This window comes from Rhodococcus sp. WS3 (assembly GCF_003797085.1).
Taxonomy (GTDB): Bacteria; Actinomycetota; Actinomycetes; order Mycobacteriales; family Mycobacteriaceae; genus Rhodococcus_F; species Rhodococcus_F globerula.
In genome coordinates, this window is the sequence record NZ_RKMA01000001.1 from 1440618 (window position 1) to 1456495 (window position 15878).

General features: G+C 62.3%; 15 protein-coding genes and 1 riboswitch. Of the genes, 1 reads left to right on the forward strand and 14 read right to left on the reverse strand.

The genetic code is table 11. The features are described 5' to 3' along the window. Window positions 1-4 precede the first annotated feature (4 nt). The gene (locus EEB13_RS06630) at window positions 5-913 is read left to right on the forward strand and encodes an alpha/beta hydrolase (protein ID WP_045066596.1); all 909 of its coding nucleotides are present in this window, start codon (window positions 5-7) and stop codon (window positions 911-913) included. Between the two features lie 106 nt (window positions 914-1019). Here the strand turns inward: EEB13_RS06630 and EEB13_RS06635 are convergent, their stop codons facing one another. The 14 genes from EEB13_RS06635 to EEB13_RS06695 form a co-directional block, all read right to left on the reverse strand. Next, a complete protein-coding gene (locus EEB13_RS06635; protein ID WP_141484871.1) occupies window positions 1020-2159 on the reverse strand; it encodes an LLM class flavin-dependent oxidoreductase in 1140 nt (379 codons plus the stop codon). 1 nt (window position 2160) lies between these two features. Next, window positions 2161-2967, reverse strand: coding sequence for a DUF1684 domain-containing protein (locus EEB13_RS06640; protein ID WP_141484872.1), 807 nt, complete (start codon window positions 2965-2967; stop codon window positions 2161-2163). Next, window positions 2964-4334, reverse strand: coding sequence for an NtaA/DmoA family FMN-dependent monooxygenase (locus EEB13_RS06645; protein ID WP_095886796.1), 1371 nt, complete (start codon window positions 4332-4334; stop codon window positions 2964-2966). The genes EEB13_RS06640 and EEB13_RS06645 overlap by 4 nt, the downstream gene beginning before the upstream one ends. 25 nt (window positions 4335-4359) lie before the next feature. Then, the gene (locus tag EEB13_RS06650) at window positions 4360-5478 is read right to left on the reverse strand and encodes an LLM class flavin-dependent oxidoreductase (protein WP_141484873.1); all 1119 of its coding nucleotides are present in this window, start codon (window positions 5476-5478) and stop codon (window positions 4360-4362) included. Continuing rightward, window positions 5465-7087: a dipeptide ABC transporter ATP-binding protein gene (locus EEB13_RS06655; RefSeq protein WP_141484874.1), complete on the reverse strand. Its 1623-nt coding sequence runs from the start codon at window positions 7085-7087 to the stop codon at window positions 5465-5467. Before EEB13_RS06655 ends, EEB13_RS06650 begins: the two co-directional genes overlap by 14 nt. Further along, window positions 7084-7974: an ABC transporter permease gene (locus EEB13_RS06660; RefSeq protein WP_141484875.1), complete on the reverse strand. Its 891-nt coding sequence runs from the start codon at window positions 7972-7974 to the stop codon at window positions 7084-7086. Before EEB13_RS06660 ends, EEB13_RS06655 begins: the two co-directional genes overlap by 4 nt. Continuing rightward, a complete protein-coding gene (locus tag EEB13_RS06665; protein ID WP_033235628.1) occupies window positions 7967-8965 on the reverse strand; it encodes an ABC transporter permease in 999 nt (332 codons plus the stop codon). Before EEB13_RS06665 ends, EEB13_RS06660 begins: the two co-directional genes overlap by 8 nt. 3 nt (window positions 8966-8968) lie before the next feature. Continuing rightward, window positions 8969-10609: an ABC transporter substrate-binding protein gene (locus EEB13_RS06670; RefSeq protein ID WP_141484876.1), complete on the reverse strand. Its 1641-nt coding sequence runs from the start codon at window positions 10607-10609 to the stop codon at window positions 8969-8971. Window positions 10610-10776: 167 nt separating this feature from the next. Further along, complete coding sequence (locus EEB13_RS32425; RefSeq protein WP_317823110.1) at window positions 10777-10866, reverse strand: putative leader peptide; 90 nt, start codon at window positions 10864-10866, stop codon at window positions 10777-10779. A gap of 9 nt (window positions 10867-10875) precedes the next feature. Beyond that, window positions 10876-10970: riboswitch (SAM riboswitch) on the reverse strand. Window positions 10971-11057: 87 nt separating this feature from the next. After that, complete coding sequence (locus tag EEB13_RS06675) at window positions 11058-11591, reverse strand: GNAT family N-acetyltransferase (protein WP_141484877.1); 534 nt, start codon at window positions 11589-11591, stop codon at window positions 11058-11060. A gap of 32 nt (window positions 11592-11623) precedes the next feature. Beyond that, window positions 11624-12733 (reverse strand): FAD-dependent oxidoreductase, encoded by a 1110-nt coding sequence (locus EEB13_RS06680; protein WP_141484878.1) that lies wholly within the window; start codon window positions 12731-12733, stop codon window positions 11624-11626. A gap of 10 nt (window positions 12734-12743) precedes the next feature. After that, the gene (locus tag EEB13_RS06685; RefSeq protein WP_141484879.1) at window positions 12744-13715 is read right to left on the reverse strand and encodes an ABC transporter substrate-binding protein; all 972 of its coding nucleotides are present in this window, start codon (window positions 13713-13715) and stop codon (window positions 12744-12746) included. Window positions 13716-13748: 33 nt separating this feature from the next. Continuing rightward, complete coding sequence (locus EEB13_RS06690; protein WP_033235633.1) at window positions 13749-14534, reverse strand: amino acid ABC transporter ATP-binding protein; 786 nt, start codon at window positions 14532-14534, stop codon at window positions 13749-13751. Then, the gene (locus EEB13_RS06695) at window positions 14531-15505 is read right to left on the reverse strand and encodes an amino acid ABC transporter permease (protein WP_095886802.1); all 975 of its coding nucleotides are present in this window, start codon (window positions 15503-15505) and stop codon (window positions 14531-14533) included. The genes EEB13_RS06690 and EEB13_RS06695 overlap by 4 nt, the downstream gene beginning before the upstream one ends. Window positions 15506-15878: the final 373 nt, after the last annotated feature.

A 15878-nucleotide genomic window follows, 5' to 3' on the forward strand; every position in this document is an offset into this window, starting at 1 on the left:
CACGATGGCGGCGGTAATGGTCGCAGGCTTTCTGAGCCTGACCGCCCCTACTGCGTCGGCACAGTCCACGGTCACGAGGTTCGACGTCTATTCACCGTCCATGGACCGGTGGATCAGCAACGATGTCATCTCCCCCGCCGGCGGGGGCCCAGCGCCCACGTTCTACCTCTTGACCGGGGTCGGCGGCGGCGAAGACGGGATCTCGTGGTTCAACAACACCGGGGTTCGCGATTTCTTCGACGACAAACACGTCAACGTGGTGATGCCGATCGGCGGCAAGTACAGCATGTACACCGACTGGAATGCCGACGACCCGGCGCTCGGCCGCAACAAATGGCAGACGTACCTGACGCAGGAACTCCCCGCGGCGGTGAACTCTCGCTACAACACAACCGGGGTGAACGCTCTCGGCGGAGTTTCGATGGCCGGCGGGCCGGTACTGGACCTCGCCATTCAGGCGCCGGGACTGTACCGCGCTGTCGGTTCGTACAGTGGTTGTCCTCGAACCGTCGACGGGCTGGGGCAGATGGCGGTTCGATCCATGGTGGAAGTTCTCGGACGCGGCAACGTCCACAACATGTGGGGCCGGCCGGGCGGACCGCAGTGGGCTGCCCACGACCCGTTGGTCAACGCCGAAAAGCTCCGCGGCACACAGCTCTTCATCGCCACGGGTAACGGTATCCCCGGACCGGTGGACGGCATCAACTCGATCCCCGCGATCGCCGGAGTCATTCCCGGCAGCGTGCTCGAAGGGATCACTCAACTGTGTACCGCTGCGCTGCAGGGGCGGTTCGCACAACTCGGCATACCGGCCACATTCAGCTACCGCCCCGAGGGCACCCACACGTGGGGGCTCTTCGAAGCGGACATGCGCGCGTCCTGGCCGATGATCGCGGGGGCGATCGGAGCGTAGGAGTCGGGTTTGCTGAAGAGCTGACATAGGTTCTGCGCAGTGAGCAGCCCTTCCCGCCTGCAGGAGGGGCTGCTCACTTGCCGAAACCTATGCTCACTCGCCGCACTCACGCCGCCAGCAGCGCAGGCAGTCCCCACTCCCTGGCCAACAACTGGTACGAGCGCAGTCGGTCCTCATGACTATGAGTAACGCCGGTGATCACCAATTCGTCTGCACCGGTCAGCTTCTGCAGACGCTCGAGCCGGTCCGCAACAGTGCTGGGCGAGCCGACGAACTGAGTGATCAGCCTGTCCTCCACCAAGGCGCGCTCGCGCTCGGGCAACGGGAGCGCAGTCGCGGGATCCGGGTACGGAATTGCTCCGGCACCGCTGCGAATACTGTGTGCCCAATGCCCGAAGGTGGACGCCAACTCCCGCGCTGTGGCGTCGTCCTCCGCCGCAACGACATCCGCAGAGACCACGACATACGGCTCCGCCAGCGTGTCCGAGGGGCGGAACGCGGCGCGGTAAGCCTGCACCGCTTCGAGTGTGCTCGACGGCGCCACATGGTAATTCGCGCCGAAGGGCAACCCCAGCTTGCCCGCGAGCTCCGCACTCGGCCCGGCACTGCTGCCGAACACCCACACCTCGACGTCGGCGCCTTCGCCAGGACTCGCGTGCAATTCGATGCCGTCACGGGTGCGGTGGGTGCCGTTCAACAGGGCCAGGATCTCGCCGACGTGATCCTCGAACTCGGGGGCCTGTGCGCCGGGAAATGCCAAGGCCTCCAGCGACGCCTGCAGACGCGGTGACGTGAGCAGTCCGGAAATATCGAACGGCGCCGGGATCACAACACCCTCACGCACCACTGTCTCCCTGGGTGCACCAGGCACGGTCTTGCCGGCGGCAACGGCTCGAAGCGCTTCCACCCGCCGTTGGCCGCTGCGGCCGATACCCAGATCGATCCGGCCCGGGTACAACGCGTCGACGGTACCGAATGCCTCCACCACCTCGGCCGCCGTGTTGTTACCCAGCAGCACGGCAGCGGACCCGACGCGAATAGTGTTGGTGGCAGCAGCAATCAGCCCGACGAGTACTGCCGGGGACGAGCTCGCGACGCCGACAAAATGGTGCTCGGCAACCCAGTACCTCTTGTACCCCCAGGATTCGGCAGATCGCGCGAGGTCCAGCGAGTTTCGCAGCGCGTCTCGCGCCGTACTGCCCTCGCTGATCGGCGACAGGTCCAGAACTGACAGCGGCACCGTCATGTCAATGCACTTCCGGAATCTTCTCGCCGGCTTCGACCGCAAACGGAAGGCGATTCTCCGCGGGGGCTACGGGGCACGTCGCGTAATCGGTGAAGGCGCACGGCAGATTCGACGCACGATTGAAATCGAGGACTACCGCACCACCGGGCACTGGTGGGCTTACGTGCAGCGAACGCGCTGCCGGATAGGTGGTCACCCCGCTGGTCGCATCGGTGAACAGAATGTGAAAGCCGTCGTCTTTGCCGGCGAAGGCAATCAGAGTCCGAGTTTCACCGTCGTACTCGAAACTGATTGTTCCGCGCGCATCGTGGTGATGTTCGAGCCTCTCGACGACGGCGCCCGTCGTCACTGTTCGAGCCTCGTTGAAAGCGGTGAAGACAGCGTCAATGCGCCACTGCGGATTCGGAACGAAGGTCGGGATACCGCTGAACTGCGCCAGAGCCGGTGCAAGCGGATCGTGAATGCGCAGAGCGACCTCACCGGTGCGGCGGATGACCTCGACTCGACGCGGCCCCTGATTCACGATCAATCCCGGCGCGCCTTCGACGGGCGTCAGGGTGACCGAACCGTCCACGGCAACACCGTCGATCGAGAGGTCGTCTGCCGGCCTCGCGGTGACGACAACAGCATCTGCGTCGGCCCGCCATGCACCCGGTAGGTCCGAGAAAGTGGAATCGGTGTCCACCAGCCAGTGCAGGGCGGTCAGGCTCAGCCAACCGAGCGGCTCGGCAAAGGTGGCGTCGCGCAACGCATGCCACGCAGTCCATTCGCCGACAAAGGTGGTGTCTCTGGTCTCGGTGACGGTCATGATGCGCGAACTCCTTCGGCCTGCTCGTGGGGATGACGCAACCCGAGGTGGCTGCGCAGAGTTGTTCCTTCGTACTCCGTGCGGAAACTGCCGCGGTCCTGCAACTCGGGTACAACGGTGTCGATGAACTCGTCGAGACCCGCCGGCGTGAGATGGGGGACGAGGATGAATCCGTCACTCGCGTCACCCTGGACGTAGCTGTCGATCTCGGCAGCCACCTCCGCTGCGCTGCCCACAAACTGTTGACGGGCAGTCACGTCGATGATCAGTTCACGGATGCTGAGGTTTTCCGCTTCGGCCTTTGCTCGCCACTGGTCCGCAACGGCGCGGGGATCCTTGACGTGACGGACGCGTCCACGGGTGATGTTGACGTCGTCCGTCGGGTCTTCCTTCGGCAGCGGGCCGTCGGCGTCGTACTCGGAAAGGTCTCGGCCCCAGACTTGTTCGAGGAACGCGATAGCGGTCTGCGGTCCGACCTGCTGCCTCCGAACATGATACGCCTTCTCCTGGGCGTCAGCCGCGTTGTCACCGAGGACAAAGGTGGCGGCGGGGAGAATTTTGAGGTCGGCATGCGTCCGTCCGTACTTGGCGAGGCGCCCCTTCACGTCCGCGTAGAAAGCCTTTCCGGCTTCGAGCGTTCCGTGGCCGGTGAAGATGGCGTCGGCTTTGGCTGCCCCGAATTCTCGGCCTTCGTCGGAGTCACCTGCCTGCAGGAGAACTGGGTGACCTTGCGGGCTTCGAGGTACTTCGAATCGTCCGGAGATGTCGAATTGTTCGCCGGTGTGCGAGAACTGGCCGACCTGCTGGTCGGTGGCAAAGATTCCGCGCTCACGGTCGACGAGCGGGCGAGTGACACTCCAACTGTCCCACAGTGTCCGCACCGCGTCGACCAATTCGTTGGCGCGGGCGTATCGCTGCGAGTGTTCCAGATATCCACCGCGGCGGAAGTTCTCACCGGTGAAAGCGTCCGACGAGGTGACCAGATTCCAGGCTGCCCGGCCGTCCGAGAGATGATCGAGCGTGGAGAACTGTTTGGCCAACTCGTACGGTTCGTTGAAGGTGGTGTTGATTGTTCCGGCCAATCCGAGATGTGTTGTCACACCGGCAATCGCGTTGAGAATGCTGAAGGTGTCCGGGCGGCCGACCACGTCGAGATCGTGAATTTTGCCCTGATGTTCGCGCAGTCGCAGCCCCTCGGCGAGGAAGAAGAAGTCGAACAGGCCGCGTTCGGCACTGCGTGCAAGATGCTCGAACGAGCTGAACTCGATCTGACTCTTCGAGGCCGGATCAGCCCATACGGTGGTGTTGTTCACACCGGGGAAGTGAGCACCCAGATGAACTTGCTTACGAATCTTGTTCTGTGTCATCGAATTTCCTGTTCTTTTCTCGCCGCTACGCAAACTGATTGACGGGGAGTCCCAGACCCAGCCGCTCCCGCAGCGTCGGGGCGAGGTTCGGCCTCGGATTGAACGCGGGCAGTACATCGGCGGTGATCTTCGCTGCCCCGGCTGCCAGGGCCAACGGTCGCAGCACCACTCCGTCCAGCCCGGCCGAACCACTGATCTCGCGAAGCAGCGTGGTCAGTCCGCCGGCGTCGCCGCGGTAGAACACCGAGTGCGGCGTGTACGGCACTCCTGCCCACTCTTCGAGTTCGGCGAGGGCGTCGTCCGCTGCCCCGCGATCGGCACCGAGCAGAACATCGACGTCGAGCAGAACCCGAACGGTACGGCCGTTCTCCGCGGCTTTGTCGTGGACCAGCCGGGCGGTGGCCTGCGCCTCACCCAGGTCGGCGGCGGAGATGCGGATGAGATCGGCTCGCTCGGTTGCCAACTCCCGCGCCTGCGGCTTGCTCGCGTCCACCACGATCAGCGGTTGTCCCTGCGGTGAGCGCGGCGTGATGGACGGCCCCTTGACCGAAAAATTCTTGCCCTCGAAATCTATGTAGTGCAGCTTGTCCCGGTCGATGAATCGTCCGGTCGGCACATCTCTGATCTCGGCGTCGTCCTCCCAGCTGTCCCATAGGCGGCTGACCACCTCGACGGCCTCCGATGCTTCCTCCCACAGCGAGTGTTCGCTCTGCACGGCCTTTCGGCCGAACAGTGATGCAGCCGCGTCAGTGTCGGATACCTCTACCTGCCAACCCGCCCGGCCCGAAGACGAGAAGTCGATGCTCGCGATCGCTTTCGAGATGTGGAACGGTTCGGTGTGGGTGACGGTCGCGGTGGGAACCAACCCGATCCGCGAGGTCACGCCGCTCAATCGGGCAGCTGTGGCAACTGCTTCCAGTCGACCACGCGTTGCATGCTGCCCCTGGGTCTGCAGGGCAAACGAATCCGGGAAGAAGGCCAGGTCTACGCCTGCCCGGTCGGCGGCGGTCACCAGGTCCACCCAGTAGGACGAGGTGAACACTTCTTCGGCCCGCGAATCCTCGCGGCGCCACGAATAGGGGTGCACACCGGTGCCCTCGAATTCGAGGCCGATCAGAAATGCTGCGGAATTATGCTCGGACATGTTCGGCCTTTCCGGCTGCGTGGTCCCGCCCGGGGATGGCACCGAGCAGTGTTCGGGTGTAGTCGTGGCGGGGATTGTCGAATATTTCTGCGGTAGTGCCGATTTCGACCAGCTGGCCGGATTGCATGACACCGACGATGTCGCTGATCTGCCGCACTACTGCCAGATCGTGCGAGATGAAGAGGTACGTCAATCCGAGTTCGCGTTGCAACTCGTCGAGGAGCGCCAGAATCTGTGCCTGCACCGAAACGTCCAGGGCGGATACCGGTTCGTCGAGGACAAGCAGATCGGGCTTCAGTGCGAGTGCTCGCGCAATCGCCACACGCTGCCGCTGCCCGCCGGACAGTTCGGCAGGTCTGCGGCTGCCGAACTGCCCGGGCAGGGCAACCTGGTCGAGTAGTTCCGCGGCGCGGGCCTGCTGCTGAATTCGAGTGCCGACTTTGAAGGCACGCAACGGTTCCGCCACGATGTCGACTATCGAGAGCTTGGGATCGAGGGATGCGTACGGGTTCTGGTAGACGAGTTGGATCTTGCGGCGTAGTTCACGCAGATCGCTGCCCTTGACCTTGCTGATATCCGCGCCGTCGAAGGTGATGGTTCCCGAATCCGCCTGCTCCAACCGCACTGCGATGCGCGCCGTCGTGGATTTCCCGGACCCGGACTCCCCCACCAACGACGCTGTCTGTCCACGCGGTACGGTCAGCGACACATCGTTGACCGCGGTGATAGCACTGCCTCGTCCGACGGTGAAGCGCTTGGTGATTCCCGCCAGAGTCAGCAACGGAGCTGCGTGCGCTCGGACCGGACGATCGATGGGTCCTGATGACAGGCTCGGCGCCGAACTCAGCAATTTCTTCGTGTAGTCGTGTCGAGGATTTCCCAGAATCGTTTCGGTGGGCCCGGATTCGACGATCCGACCGTCGTGCATCACCAGAATCCGATCCGCGCGATCGGCGGCCACTCCCAGGTCGTGTGTGATGAGGAGAACTGCGGCACCGGATTCGGCGATCCGCTCGTCCAAGTGGTCGAGGATCCGTCGTTGGACCGTGACGTCCAGGGCGCTGGTGGGCTCGTCGGCAATGATCAGTGCCGGGTTCGCGACCAGCGCGATGCCGATCAGAACTCGTTGCCGCATACCGCCGGAGAGTTCGTGTGGGTACTGCCGTGCTCGGATCTCCGGACGATCGATTCCTGCGCGCGCGAGCACCTCGATGGCGTCGAACCGCGCTTTCCGTCGGTCGGCCAGGCCGTGAATACGGAGGACTTCGGCAACCTGATCACCGATCCGGGTTACCGGATTGAGCGACGTTGTGGGGTCCTGCGGCACCAAACCGATACGTGCACCACGGATTTTCTGCCAGGCCCGGTCCGAGTAGTCGTCGATACGTTCGCCCTCGAACTCGACGTTGCCCCCGGTGACGTGTCCGCTGCCGGAGAGCAGTCCGAGAATCGCGTGCGCTGTTGTGGACTTTCCGGAGCCCGATTCGCCCACTACTGCAACAACTTCACCACGGCCGACCGTGAAACTCACGCCGCGTACCGCGGGTGCGGCTCCGTAGGAGATCTGTAGGTCGGTAACGGAAAGCAACTGATCCTGCGTTGTGCTCATCGCCGGTTGCTCCTTTCGATCTCGTGTCCGATGCGATGCGCCGAGATGACCACGGCAACAATGGCGAGGCCGGGAAGTGTTGTCATCCACCAGGCATTGGCGAGGAAGTTCCGTCCCTCGGATACCAGCGATCCCCATTCCGGGGTGGGCGGCACGGCTCCGAAGCCAAGGAAACTCAACGCGGACACCGCAAGTACTGCCTGCCCGAATTCGACCGCAGACAATGCGATCACGGGCGCGTACGAGTTGGGCAGGATATGGCGGCGCAGAACTCCGAGCCACTGCACTCCCGAACCGAAAGCCGCCTCGACGTACGCAGCGCTGCGTACCCGCATCACCTCGGCACGCATCACCCTGGCAAAGTTCGCGACCATCGCCACACCCACTGCGATCGCGACGTTGATGGTGCCGAAACCCAGCGCCGTGACCAGTGCCAGCGACAACAGCAAGGCTGGAATCGAGAGCAGAACATCGACGATGCGCATCAGCACTGCGTCGACAACCCCACCGACAAATCCTGCAATCAGCCCGATCAACGATCCGACGATCAACGCGAGACCGACGGCCACGAGAGTCGCGGTCAGGGACAGCGCAGCGCCGTGCACAAATCGTGTGTAGAGATCTCGTCCCAGGTTGTCCGTTCCGAACCAGTGCGCCAGGCTCGGTCCCTGCAACTTGTCGGCCGGCACGCCGGATAACGGGTCGCCACTGGCAAATACGCCAGGGGCCACGGCAAAGCCTATGGCCAGAGCCACGATCAGCACCGGAATCAGCAGACCCGGCTTACTGATCCGTCGGATCACCGAAGTTGTCCGACGCGTGGTAGCCGGTGACTTCTCCTCCGGTATCGGATCGAGCAATAGTGGTTCGATCAACGTGTCAGACATGCGCCGGCTCCAGATCTGTCGAGCTTTCGGACTGTGACTTCCCGGTGTCGGACGTCTTGGCCGAGATAATGCGTGGGTCGATCAACGGATAGAAGAGATCGACCGCCAGGTTGACGAGCACAAATGCCAAGGATGCAAAGACAACCACGCCTTGGACTACCGGAGTGTCCTGCGCCATCACCGACGTCTGAGTCAGACGCCCGACTCCGGCGCGGGAGAACACCGTCTCGACGACCACCGAACCGGCCAGCAGAGTTCCGACCAGCACACCGGCAATGGTGAATGCCGGAATGCTCGCGAGTCGCAACGCATGACGGGTCTGCACGCGCCACCGGCTTGCACCCTTGGCGTACGCGGTCTCCACGTGTGGCGAACGCAGCGTCGACTGCAGGCTGGTCGTGAGCACCTGCGCGATCACGGCGCCAGTCGGGATCGCCAGGGTGATCGCCGGGAGAATCACCGTCGCGAATCCCTTGTCTCCGAATGCGGGGAAGATGTGCAACCGGAACGAGAAAAGCTGCAGCAGAATCAGACCCACCCAGAAGGTAGGCACCGCCACCCCGAGAGGAGGCAGTGAGAACAGCAGGTTCGCGAGCCAGCGCTTACGGGTGTAGGTAGCAAAGAACGCGATCGACACTCCGAACAACACGGCAAGAACCAAACCCGTGGTTGCCAGCACCAACGTGCTCGGCAGCGCCGAGAAGATCGCATCCGTCACCGACTGACCGGTGGAGATCGACGTGCCGAAATCACCGCGCAGCGCATTGGTCAACGAAGTCCAGTACTGCGCCCACACCGACTGGTCCAGGCCGTATCGTGCTCGAAGCTGTTCGAGTGCAGCCTGATCCACCGCCACACCCTGTCCTGCCGACTCCGCAGCCATGCTGACCGGATCACTCGGCAGGAGGAACAAGATCACGAACGAGATGGTGAACGCTGCCCAGAGGACCAGCGCAGCCTGCCCCAGTCGGGCGAGTACGTATCGCGTCATGACTTACTTACCCGACAACCATGCGTCGTAGAACTGCAGACGTGAGGAGGCCTCGAACTTCAGATCCTGCACCGAGGCTCCGGCGCCGACTGCCTGCGACAGTTCGATCGTCGGAATCGAGAGTCCACGATCGATGATCAGTTCCTGTGCCTGAGCGACCAATTCACCGCGTGCCGTTGTGTCGGTGGTTGCGAGCTGCTCCGTCAATACCTTGTCGAGTTCCGGATCGGCGGTGCGCTTGTTGAGGTTTCGACCGTCGATGCCGAATGACGCCCGAAGAATGTCCGCATCTGCACGAGTGGCGTTGTAGTACACAGCATCGTAGTCACCCGAAGTCTGCTTCTCGGTGAGTTCCCCGTTGGACAGCAGGTTGAGCTTCGCATCCACACCCACCTTCCGCAGCTGCTGCTGAACCAGCTCGAGGATTGCCTGGTTTCCGGCGAACGCCGGGCTGAAGGAAATCGCGAAAGTCAGTTTCTGGCCGTCCTTCTCACGCACTCCGTCTGAACCGGCCTTCCACCCTGCCGCATCGAGTAGCTTTTCCGCTTTGTCAGCGTCATAGGTCACGACACCTGATTGATCGGCATAGAGTGGAGTGGTGTGCGCAAGTGGGCTCGTCGCCGGGAAGAACGACGGATCCAGCACTGTGTCGACAAGTTCCTGCCGATTGATGGCGGGGATGATCGCCTGGCGCACAGCCTGATCGGCAAGAACACCGCGGCTCACGTTGGGCTGGAAGAAGAAGCTCACACCAGGATTGGGCCGGGTGAGAATTCGCCCGCCTGCCGCTTCGATCTGCGGAGCGTCCTGCGTCAACGCGTCACTGACCGCGTCCAGTTGGCCGGATGCGACGCTGCCCGCACGCACTCCCGACTCCGGCACAACCGTGAAGTTGACGCCGTCCAGATACGCCTCCCCCTGGTGGCCGGTCACATCCGAGGCCCAGTTGTACCCGGCGCGCTTCTCGATCGCGACCGAGCGATCCTGCTGCCAATCCGTGTAGACAAACGGGCCGGATCCGACAACGGCTGTCCCGGCGCAACGCTGCTCCGACGGTAGTGCCGTGGTCGAGTCCGCCAGAATGCCGAGCTGCGGGGTCGAAGTTGCCTGCAGGAACTGAACATTGGGACCGGAGAAATTGATCTTGGCGGTGTGGGCGTCGACGACCTCGGTGCCCGTGTACGAGGACAGGTAGCTCTTTGCCAGTGAGGCGTTCGGGCCCAGATCCTTGACCACGTCGAAGTTCTTCTTGACCGACTCGGCCGTCACCGGCGTACCGTCACTGAACGTGACATCGTCGCGCAACGTGAACGTGAAGCTTGCCGCATCGGGGCTGATGTCCCAACTCTTTGCCAGCCACGGTGTGATCTCACCCGTCTCCGGATCCTGGTCGGTCAGCGAATCAACCACGGTACGAGTGACATACACGGTCTGATTCGTGCCCGCCTGTGCGGGGTCGGCGCAGGTAGGCGCCGTCGAGAGTCCGTAGCGCAGGGTTCCACCTGACTGGGCCGGCCCGGCGTCGGCGCTGGTGTCGCCGCTGCTGGTGCTGCAACCGGCAAGTACGGTGCCGAGAACCGAAATAGCGCCGATACCAGCGGCGACGGTGACGCGTGAGCGCGCGCCGATTGAGCGTGAAGACACCAAGAACTCCTAAAGAGGCATGCGGAAAAGCGCGCTTGTCACCACCGGAGAACGGGGCAAGCAAGCACGAATCAGCTACGAAGAGAAGAGAAAACAGGCTTACCCACGTACGGGAGCCTCGAGAGACTGACCAGGGTCAACTACGACGGCAAACATCGCGGCCATGGTCAGTGAGTACAGAACGATCCTGCTGTGCGGCACAGGTCTACGTGACGACGCGACCACGCGGTATCGAAACCGCCTTCAACTGCCTTCATTACTTCATTCCTCCATCGATCCTGGCGGTAGCACCCTCACGCGATGACGCGAAGGGTTGCTGCGACTTCATTGAGCCAGGTCTCTCTGTCGCTCGAGATGGTCTTTCGCAAGTCTACGAGATGATCGCGAGTTGTCAACTCGTTCAGTAGGAATTGCAGGCTACGCCACATTTTCGGGAACCCCGCCGCGCTCATGCCGATACCCGCCGGTCGTAGTCATGCCGTACCTGCAGCTTCTTCTCGAATGGATGAATCCCCACCTCGAGCGGTGAAAGTGCAGTGTCGTACAGCGGTGCGTAGCCACAGGACAAGTAGAGCGCGACCGCTTCGGGTTGGCGCGGACCGGTTGTGAGATAGACCCTGCGGTATCCCCGAGCTGCTATCTCGGACTCCAACTCCCGGACAACGATCTTTCCGAGGCCACGCTGACGAAAGGCAGCCGACGTCCAGATTCTTTTCAGTTCGGCAGTGGTGGAATCGAATTGACGAAACGCGCCACCGGCGATGGCTTGATCGCCGAGCGTGAGAACCAGCAGCGCTCCGTGCGGAGGCGCAAATTCCTCGGCCGGATAGGTGGTGAGATCTTCGAATACCTCGTCACGCGTACCGCCGTATCGCGAACTGTATTCCAGCGCCAATTCCGCGATGAGCGGCGCTGCCAGCGGATCGTTCTGCGACACCGATCGCACCTCTACGCCGCCGATTCCCGCAATCTCGACACTCATGTGATCTTCCTTTCGGTTTCCTTGCGCCGCATTCACCGCACCCCTAACTGGAATTGCTGCGGCGACAGAGCATTTCCTTCCACCAGATCAGCCACCAGCTCACCCAACGCCGGCCCGAATTTGAATCCGTGTCCGGAGAAACCTGCGGCGACGGTGATCGCACCGACCCTGTCGATCACAAAATTGCTGTCAGGTGTGCTGGTGTACAGGCAGGTCAGTGACTCGACCTGCGTCGAATCGACACCCGGCAACCACGCTTCGGCATAGTCGACCAGACGCTGTTCGCCTGCGATGTCGGGCGTGTAGCTGCGAGTCTGCGGAGTCACCTCCGGCCCCGTCGCATGCTCGCCGATCTTGATGCCGTCTTCGGAACCGAGCCCGTAGATCCCCGCTGTGTCCAGCTCTGCACCGGGATGATGGACAAAGCTCGGCCACGCGGTTCCCGGATCGAGTGGCGCAAAGTGTGCCGGTTGTTCTTGCGTCGTGCGCAAAGTCGGCAACACGACCGATGCGCCGAGTTCGCTTCGCCCGATCAATTCCGCGGTCCACGCGCCGGCGGCAATAACGACGTGCCGCCCTCGCAGCGTCCCGCCCTCCGTGATCACGTCGACGCCGTACGACGCCTCGGCAACTGCCAGGACGCGCGTGTCGTGGCGGACGTCAGCTCCCTCGAGTCGCGAACCCGCTTCGAGGGCGACGACAGCGCGGTCCGCGTGCAGCCTGCCCGCGTCGGGGTGATGGAGGACTGTCGTGTCGAATCGCAGCCCCGGCCAGCGGGCCGACGCTTGCGCAGGAGTGAGGATCTCACCCTTGATGCCCGCTTCGACAAGTACCCGCGACTTGGTCAGTACCGCAGCGGGCAGCCCGTGATCAACGGCGCCCGTCAGTTCCAGAAACCCGATGTCCGTTGTGGTTTCCAACTCCCGCCACAGCGGTAGAGCCGACGCTGCCAGCCCGGTGTACAGGTGATTGTCGTAGGCCTGCCGGTAAATACGTGACGTACCGTGTGACGCACCGTGCTTGTGCCCCGGCGCGTACTGCTCGAGCTGTACGACGCTGTGCCCGCGCGCCGCGAGCCGCCACGCGGCGGAGGATCCGACAAGCCCTCCGCCGATGACGATCACATCGACTATCTCACTCATCGACGGATACTCACTTGGTCTTCGGAAGACCGGGCGGGTTGATCAGCGACGTGTCGACGGCTTCACCGGTAATGTTCCAGCGCTCGAGAATCTGCTGGTACGTGCCGTTCTCGATAGTGTGGTTGATGGCGTCGTTGATAGCCTTGATCAGTCCGTTGTCCTTCTTCACCAGCACGGCGATCTGACCTTGCAGGGTGTCACCCGCACCGGAGAACTCACCGACCACCTCGGTTTCACCCGACTGCTTGGCATGGAACTGCGACGACGGGTTCGGTCCGAAGTAGGCGTCGATGCGACCGGACTGCAGCGGGAGGTAGTAGTCGGTTGTGTTCTGGTAGTACGAGATGTCGGTTGGTGCCAGGCCGGCCGCGACATTCTGCTCGTTCCACTTGACCAGTAGCGCTTCCTGATTGGTGCCGGAACCCACCGCGATCTTCAGCCCGGCAATGTCCTTGGGCTCGGCGATGGATACCCCGGCGCCCTTCTTGGCCTCGAATGCGAGGGTGTCCAGGCGATAGGTGGCAAAGTCGTACTTCTCCTTACGCTCCTCTGTGACAGTCACATTGGAGAGGAACGCGTCGGCTTCACCGGAGTCGATCCGGACGAAGTTCTGTGCCCAGTCAGCCGTCTGCAGGTCTATCTTCAACCCGAGTACATCACCGATCAGGTAGGCGAAGTCCGTTTCGGAACCGATGAGGGTTTTGTCATCGTCGGCGTAGAAGCGAAGCGGCGGAGCGGATCCGGCGCTACCGGTCACTCGCAGCGTGCCGCTGTCACGGATTTCCGCAGGAAGCTCGGCAGCGATGGAATCGACTTTCGCTGTGGTGATGCGATTCTGCTCGGCGGTGAGGTTGTAACCCGCGGCGGCGGTGCCCTGGCTACCCTCGGACTCTGCGTCCGCACTGCTGCACGCAGCGCTGAGCAGACCGACTGTGGCGAGAGCCGAGATCAGGAAAGTCGCGCGGCGGGATCGGGAGAACATCAGTGTGTGCCTTTCGGAAAATGTGTCTGAGCGTCAGAGAACGCGGGAGAGAAATGCTTTGGTCCGTTCGTGGACGGGATTGTCGATCACCTGCGAAGGCGGGCCCTGTTCGACGATGACGCCGCCGTCCATGAAGACTGCGGTGTCCGCCACCTCGCGGGCGAAGCCGACTTCGTGCGTGACGATGATCAATGTTGCACCGTCACGGGCAAGCTGGGCAAGAACTTCGAGAACTTCACCAACCAGTTCCGGGTCCAGTGCCGACGTCGGTTCGTCGAAGAGAATCACAGCCGGCCGCAGTGCCAGGGCTCGGGCAATGGCAACACGCTGCTGTTGGCCACCGGAAAGTTGACGCGGATACTGATCGGCTTTGTCTCCCACACCCACTCGTTCGAGTAGGGCCCTTGCCTCTCGGTACACGTCGTCGCGATCACGCTTCTGTGCCGACAGCGGGGCTTCCACTACATTTTCGAGAGCGGTGAGATGGGGAAACAGGTTGAAGTTCTGGAACACAAAACCGATGTGCGAGCGCTGCTTCAGGATTTCGCGATCGCGCAGTTCGTGTAGCCGATTTCCCTTGCGCCGGTATCCGATCAGTTCCCCGTCGATCCGCACTGTTCCCCGATCGACCTTCTCGAGGTGATTCAGGGTGCGCAGCAGCGTGGATTTTCCCGAACCTGACGGCCCGAGGATAACGGTCACCTCGCCCTTGCGGACCAGGAGATCAACGCCGGCAAGCACTTCCAGCGCACCGAACGACTTGTGGATGCCACGCGCCTCGACGGCATAGACGTTGTCTTCGAGCAATTCCGCGGTCATCGGGTCGCGCCTCTCGGAATGTCGAGACGCGCATCACGAATCTCGTTGAATTTGTTGCGCGCCTTCTGCAGAGGCGTCAGCGGGAGAGCCCTAGCGGAGCCGCGAGCGTAATGACGTTCGACGTAGTACTGGCCGATGGAGAGCAACGTCGTGAGAATGATGTACCACAGTGTTGCAACCATCAGGAGCGGCACCACTCGTCCGTTGCGCCCGAAGATGACCTGTACTTGGTAGAACAGTTCGGCGATTGCCATGGTCGAGACGATGGACGTTCCCTTGAACAGTCCGATCACCTCGTTCGCGGCGTTGGGAAGAATTGCCCGCATCGCTTGCGGCAGAATGATCTTGAAGAACTGGCGCCGGCGCGGAATCCCCAGCGAATGAGCGGCTTCGATCTGACCGTGATCCACCGAGATGATGCCCGAGCGGATGATCTCCGCGGAGTACGCAGCCTGATGCAGCGCCAAACCGATGACAGCTGCGGTGAATCCGCCGATGACGCCACTGGTCTGGAACGTGAAGAACTCCGGCCCGAACGGTATTCCGAGAGAGAGCGTTTGGTAGAGGTAGGTGATGTTGAACCAGAAAAGCAACTGCACGATCAGTGGGATCGAGCGGAACGCCCAGATATAGGTCCAGGCGATCACCTGCAGAACCGGATTATTCGACAGTCGGCCAAGTGCCAGCACGACTCCGAGACCGAACCCCAGGATCGTTCCCCACAAGGTCAGTTTGATCGTCACCCACAAGGCGGCAAGCACCGATTTCGCGGTGAAGTACTGCGCGAACGTCGGCCAGTCCCAGCCGGGATTCACCACAAGACCGTGGATGAACTGGGCCAGCAAGATCAGCACTATCGCACTGACCACCCATTGGAACGGATGCCATGTGCGGGCAACAACAAGCTCCGAGTCGGGAAGCTGCGGCTCGGCCACTGGCTTCTCGGGGCGGACCTCGGTAGGCGCGCTCACGGCGCACTGTCTGACGGAGTGGACATCACAAAATAGACCTTTCGGAAAATGGGATTACTGCGCGACGAATTGCTGGTGCCGAGAATTTCGGTCAGCGACAGTGACACGACGCGGTACGACGCAGGTCGATGTGACGTCGACGGTGCGGTGCGTACGCGTTCGAACCGGCGCACGAAGCAATACCGGCGCAGCGAGTGATACCCATGTGATGCCTTCCATCGGTCCTGGCAGAAAGCACCCGCTCCCGATCACTCGGGGGGTTGCTGCGACGTCGATGAGCCAGGTCTCTCGGTCGCTCGAGATGGTGAGCAAAGACTAGACGCTGAATCAACGGTCGTCAAATGTTGTATTTCCCTGCGAGACAAGGGAAATA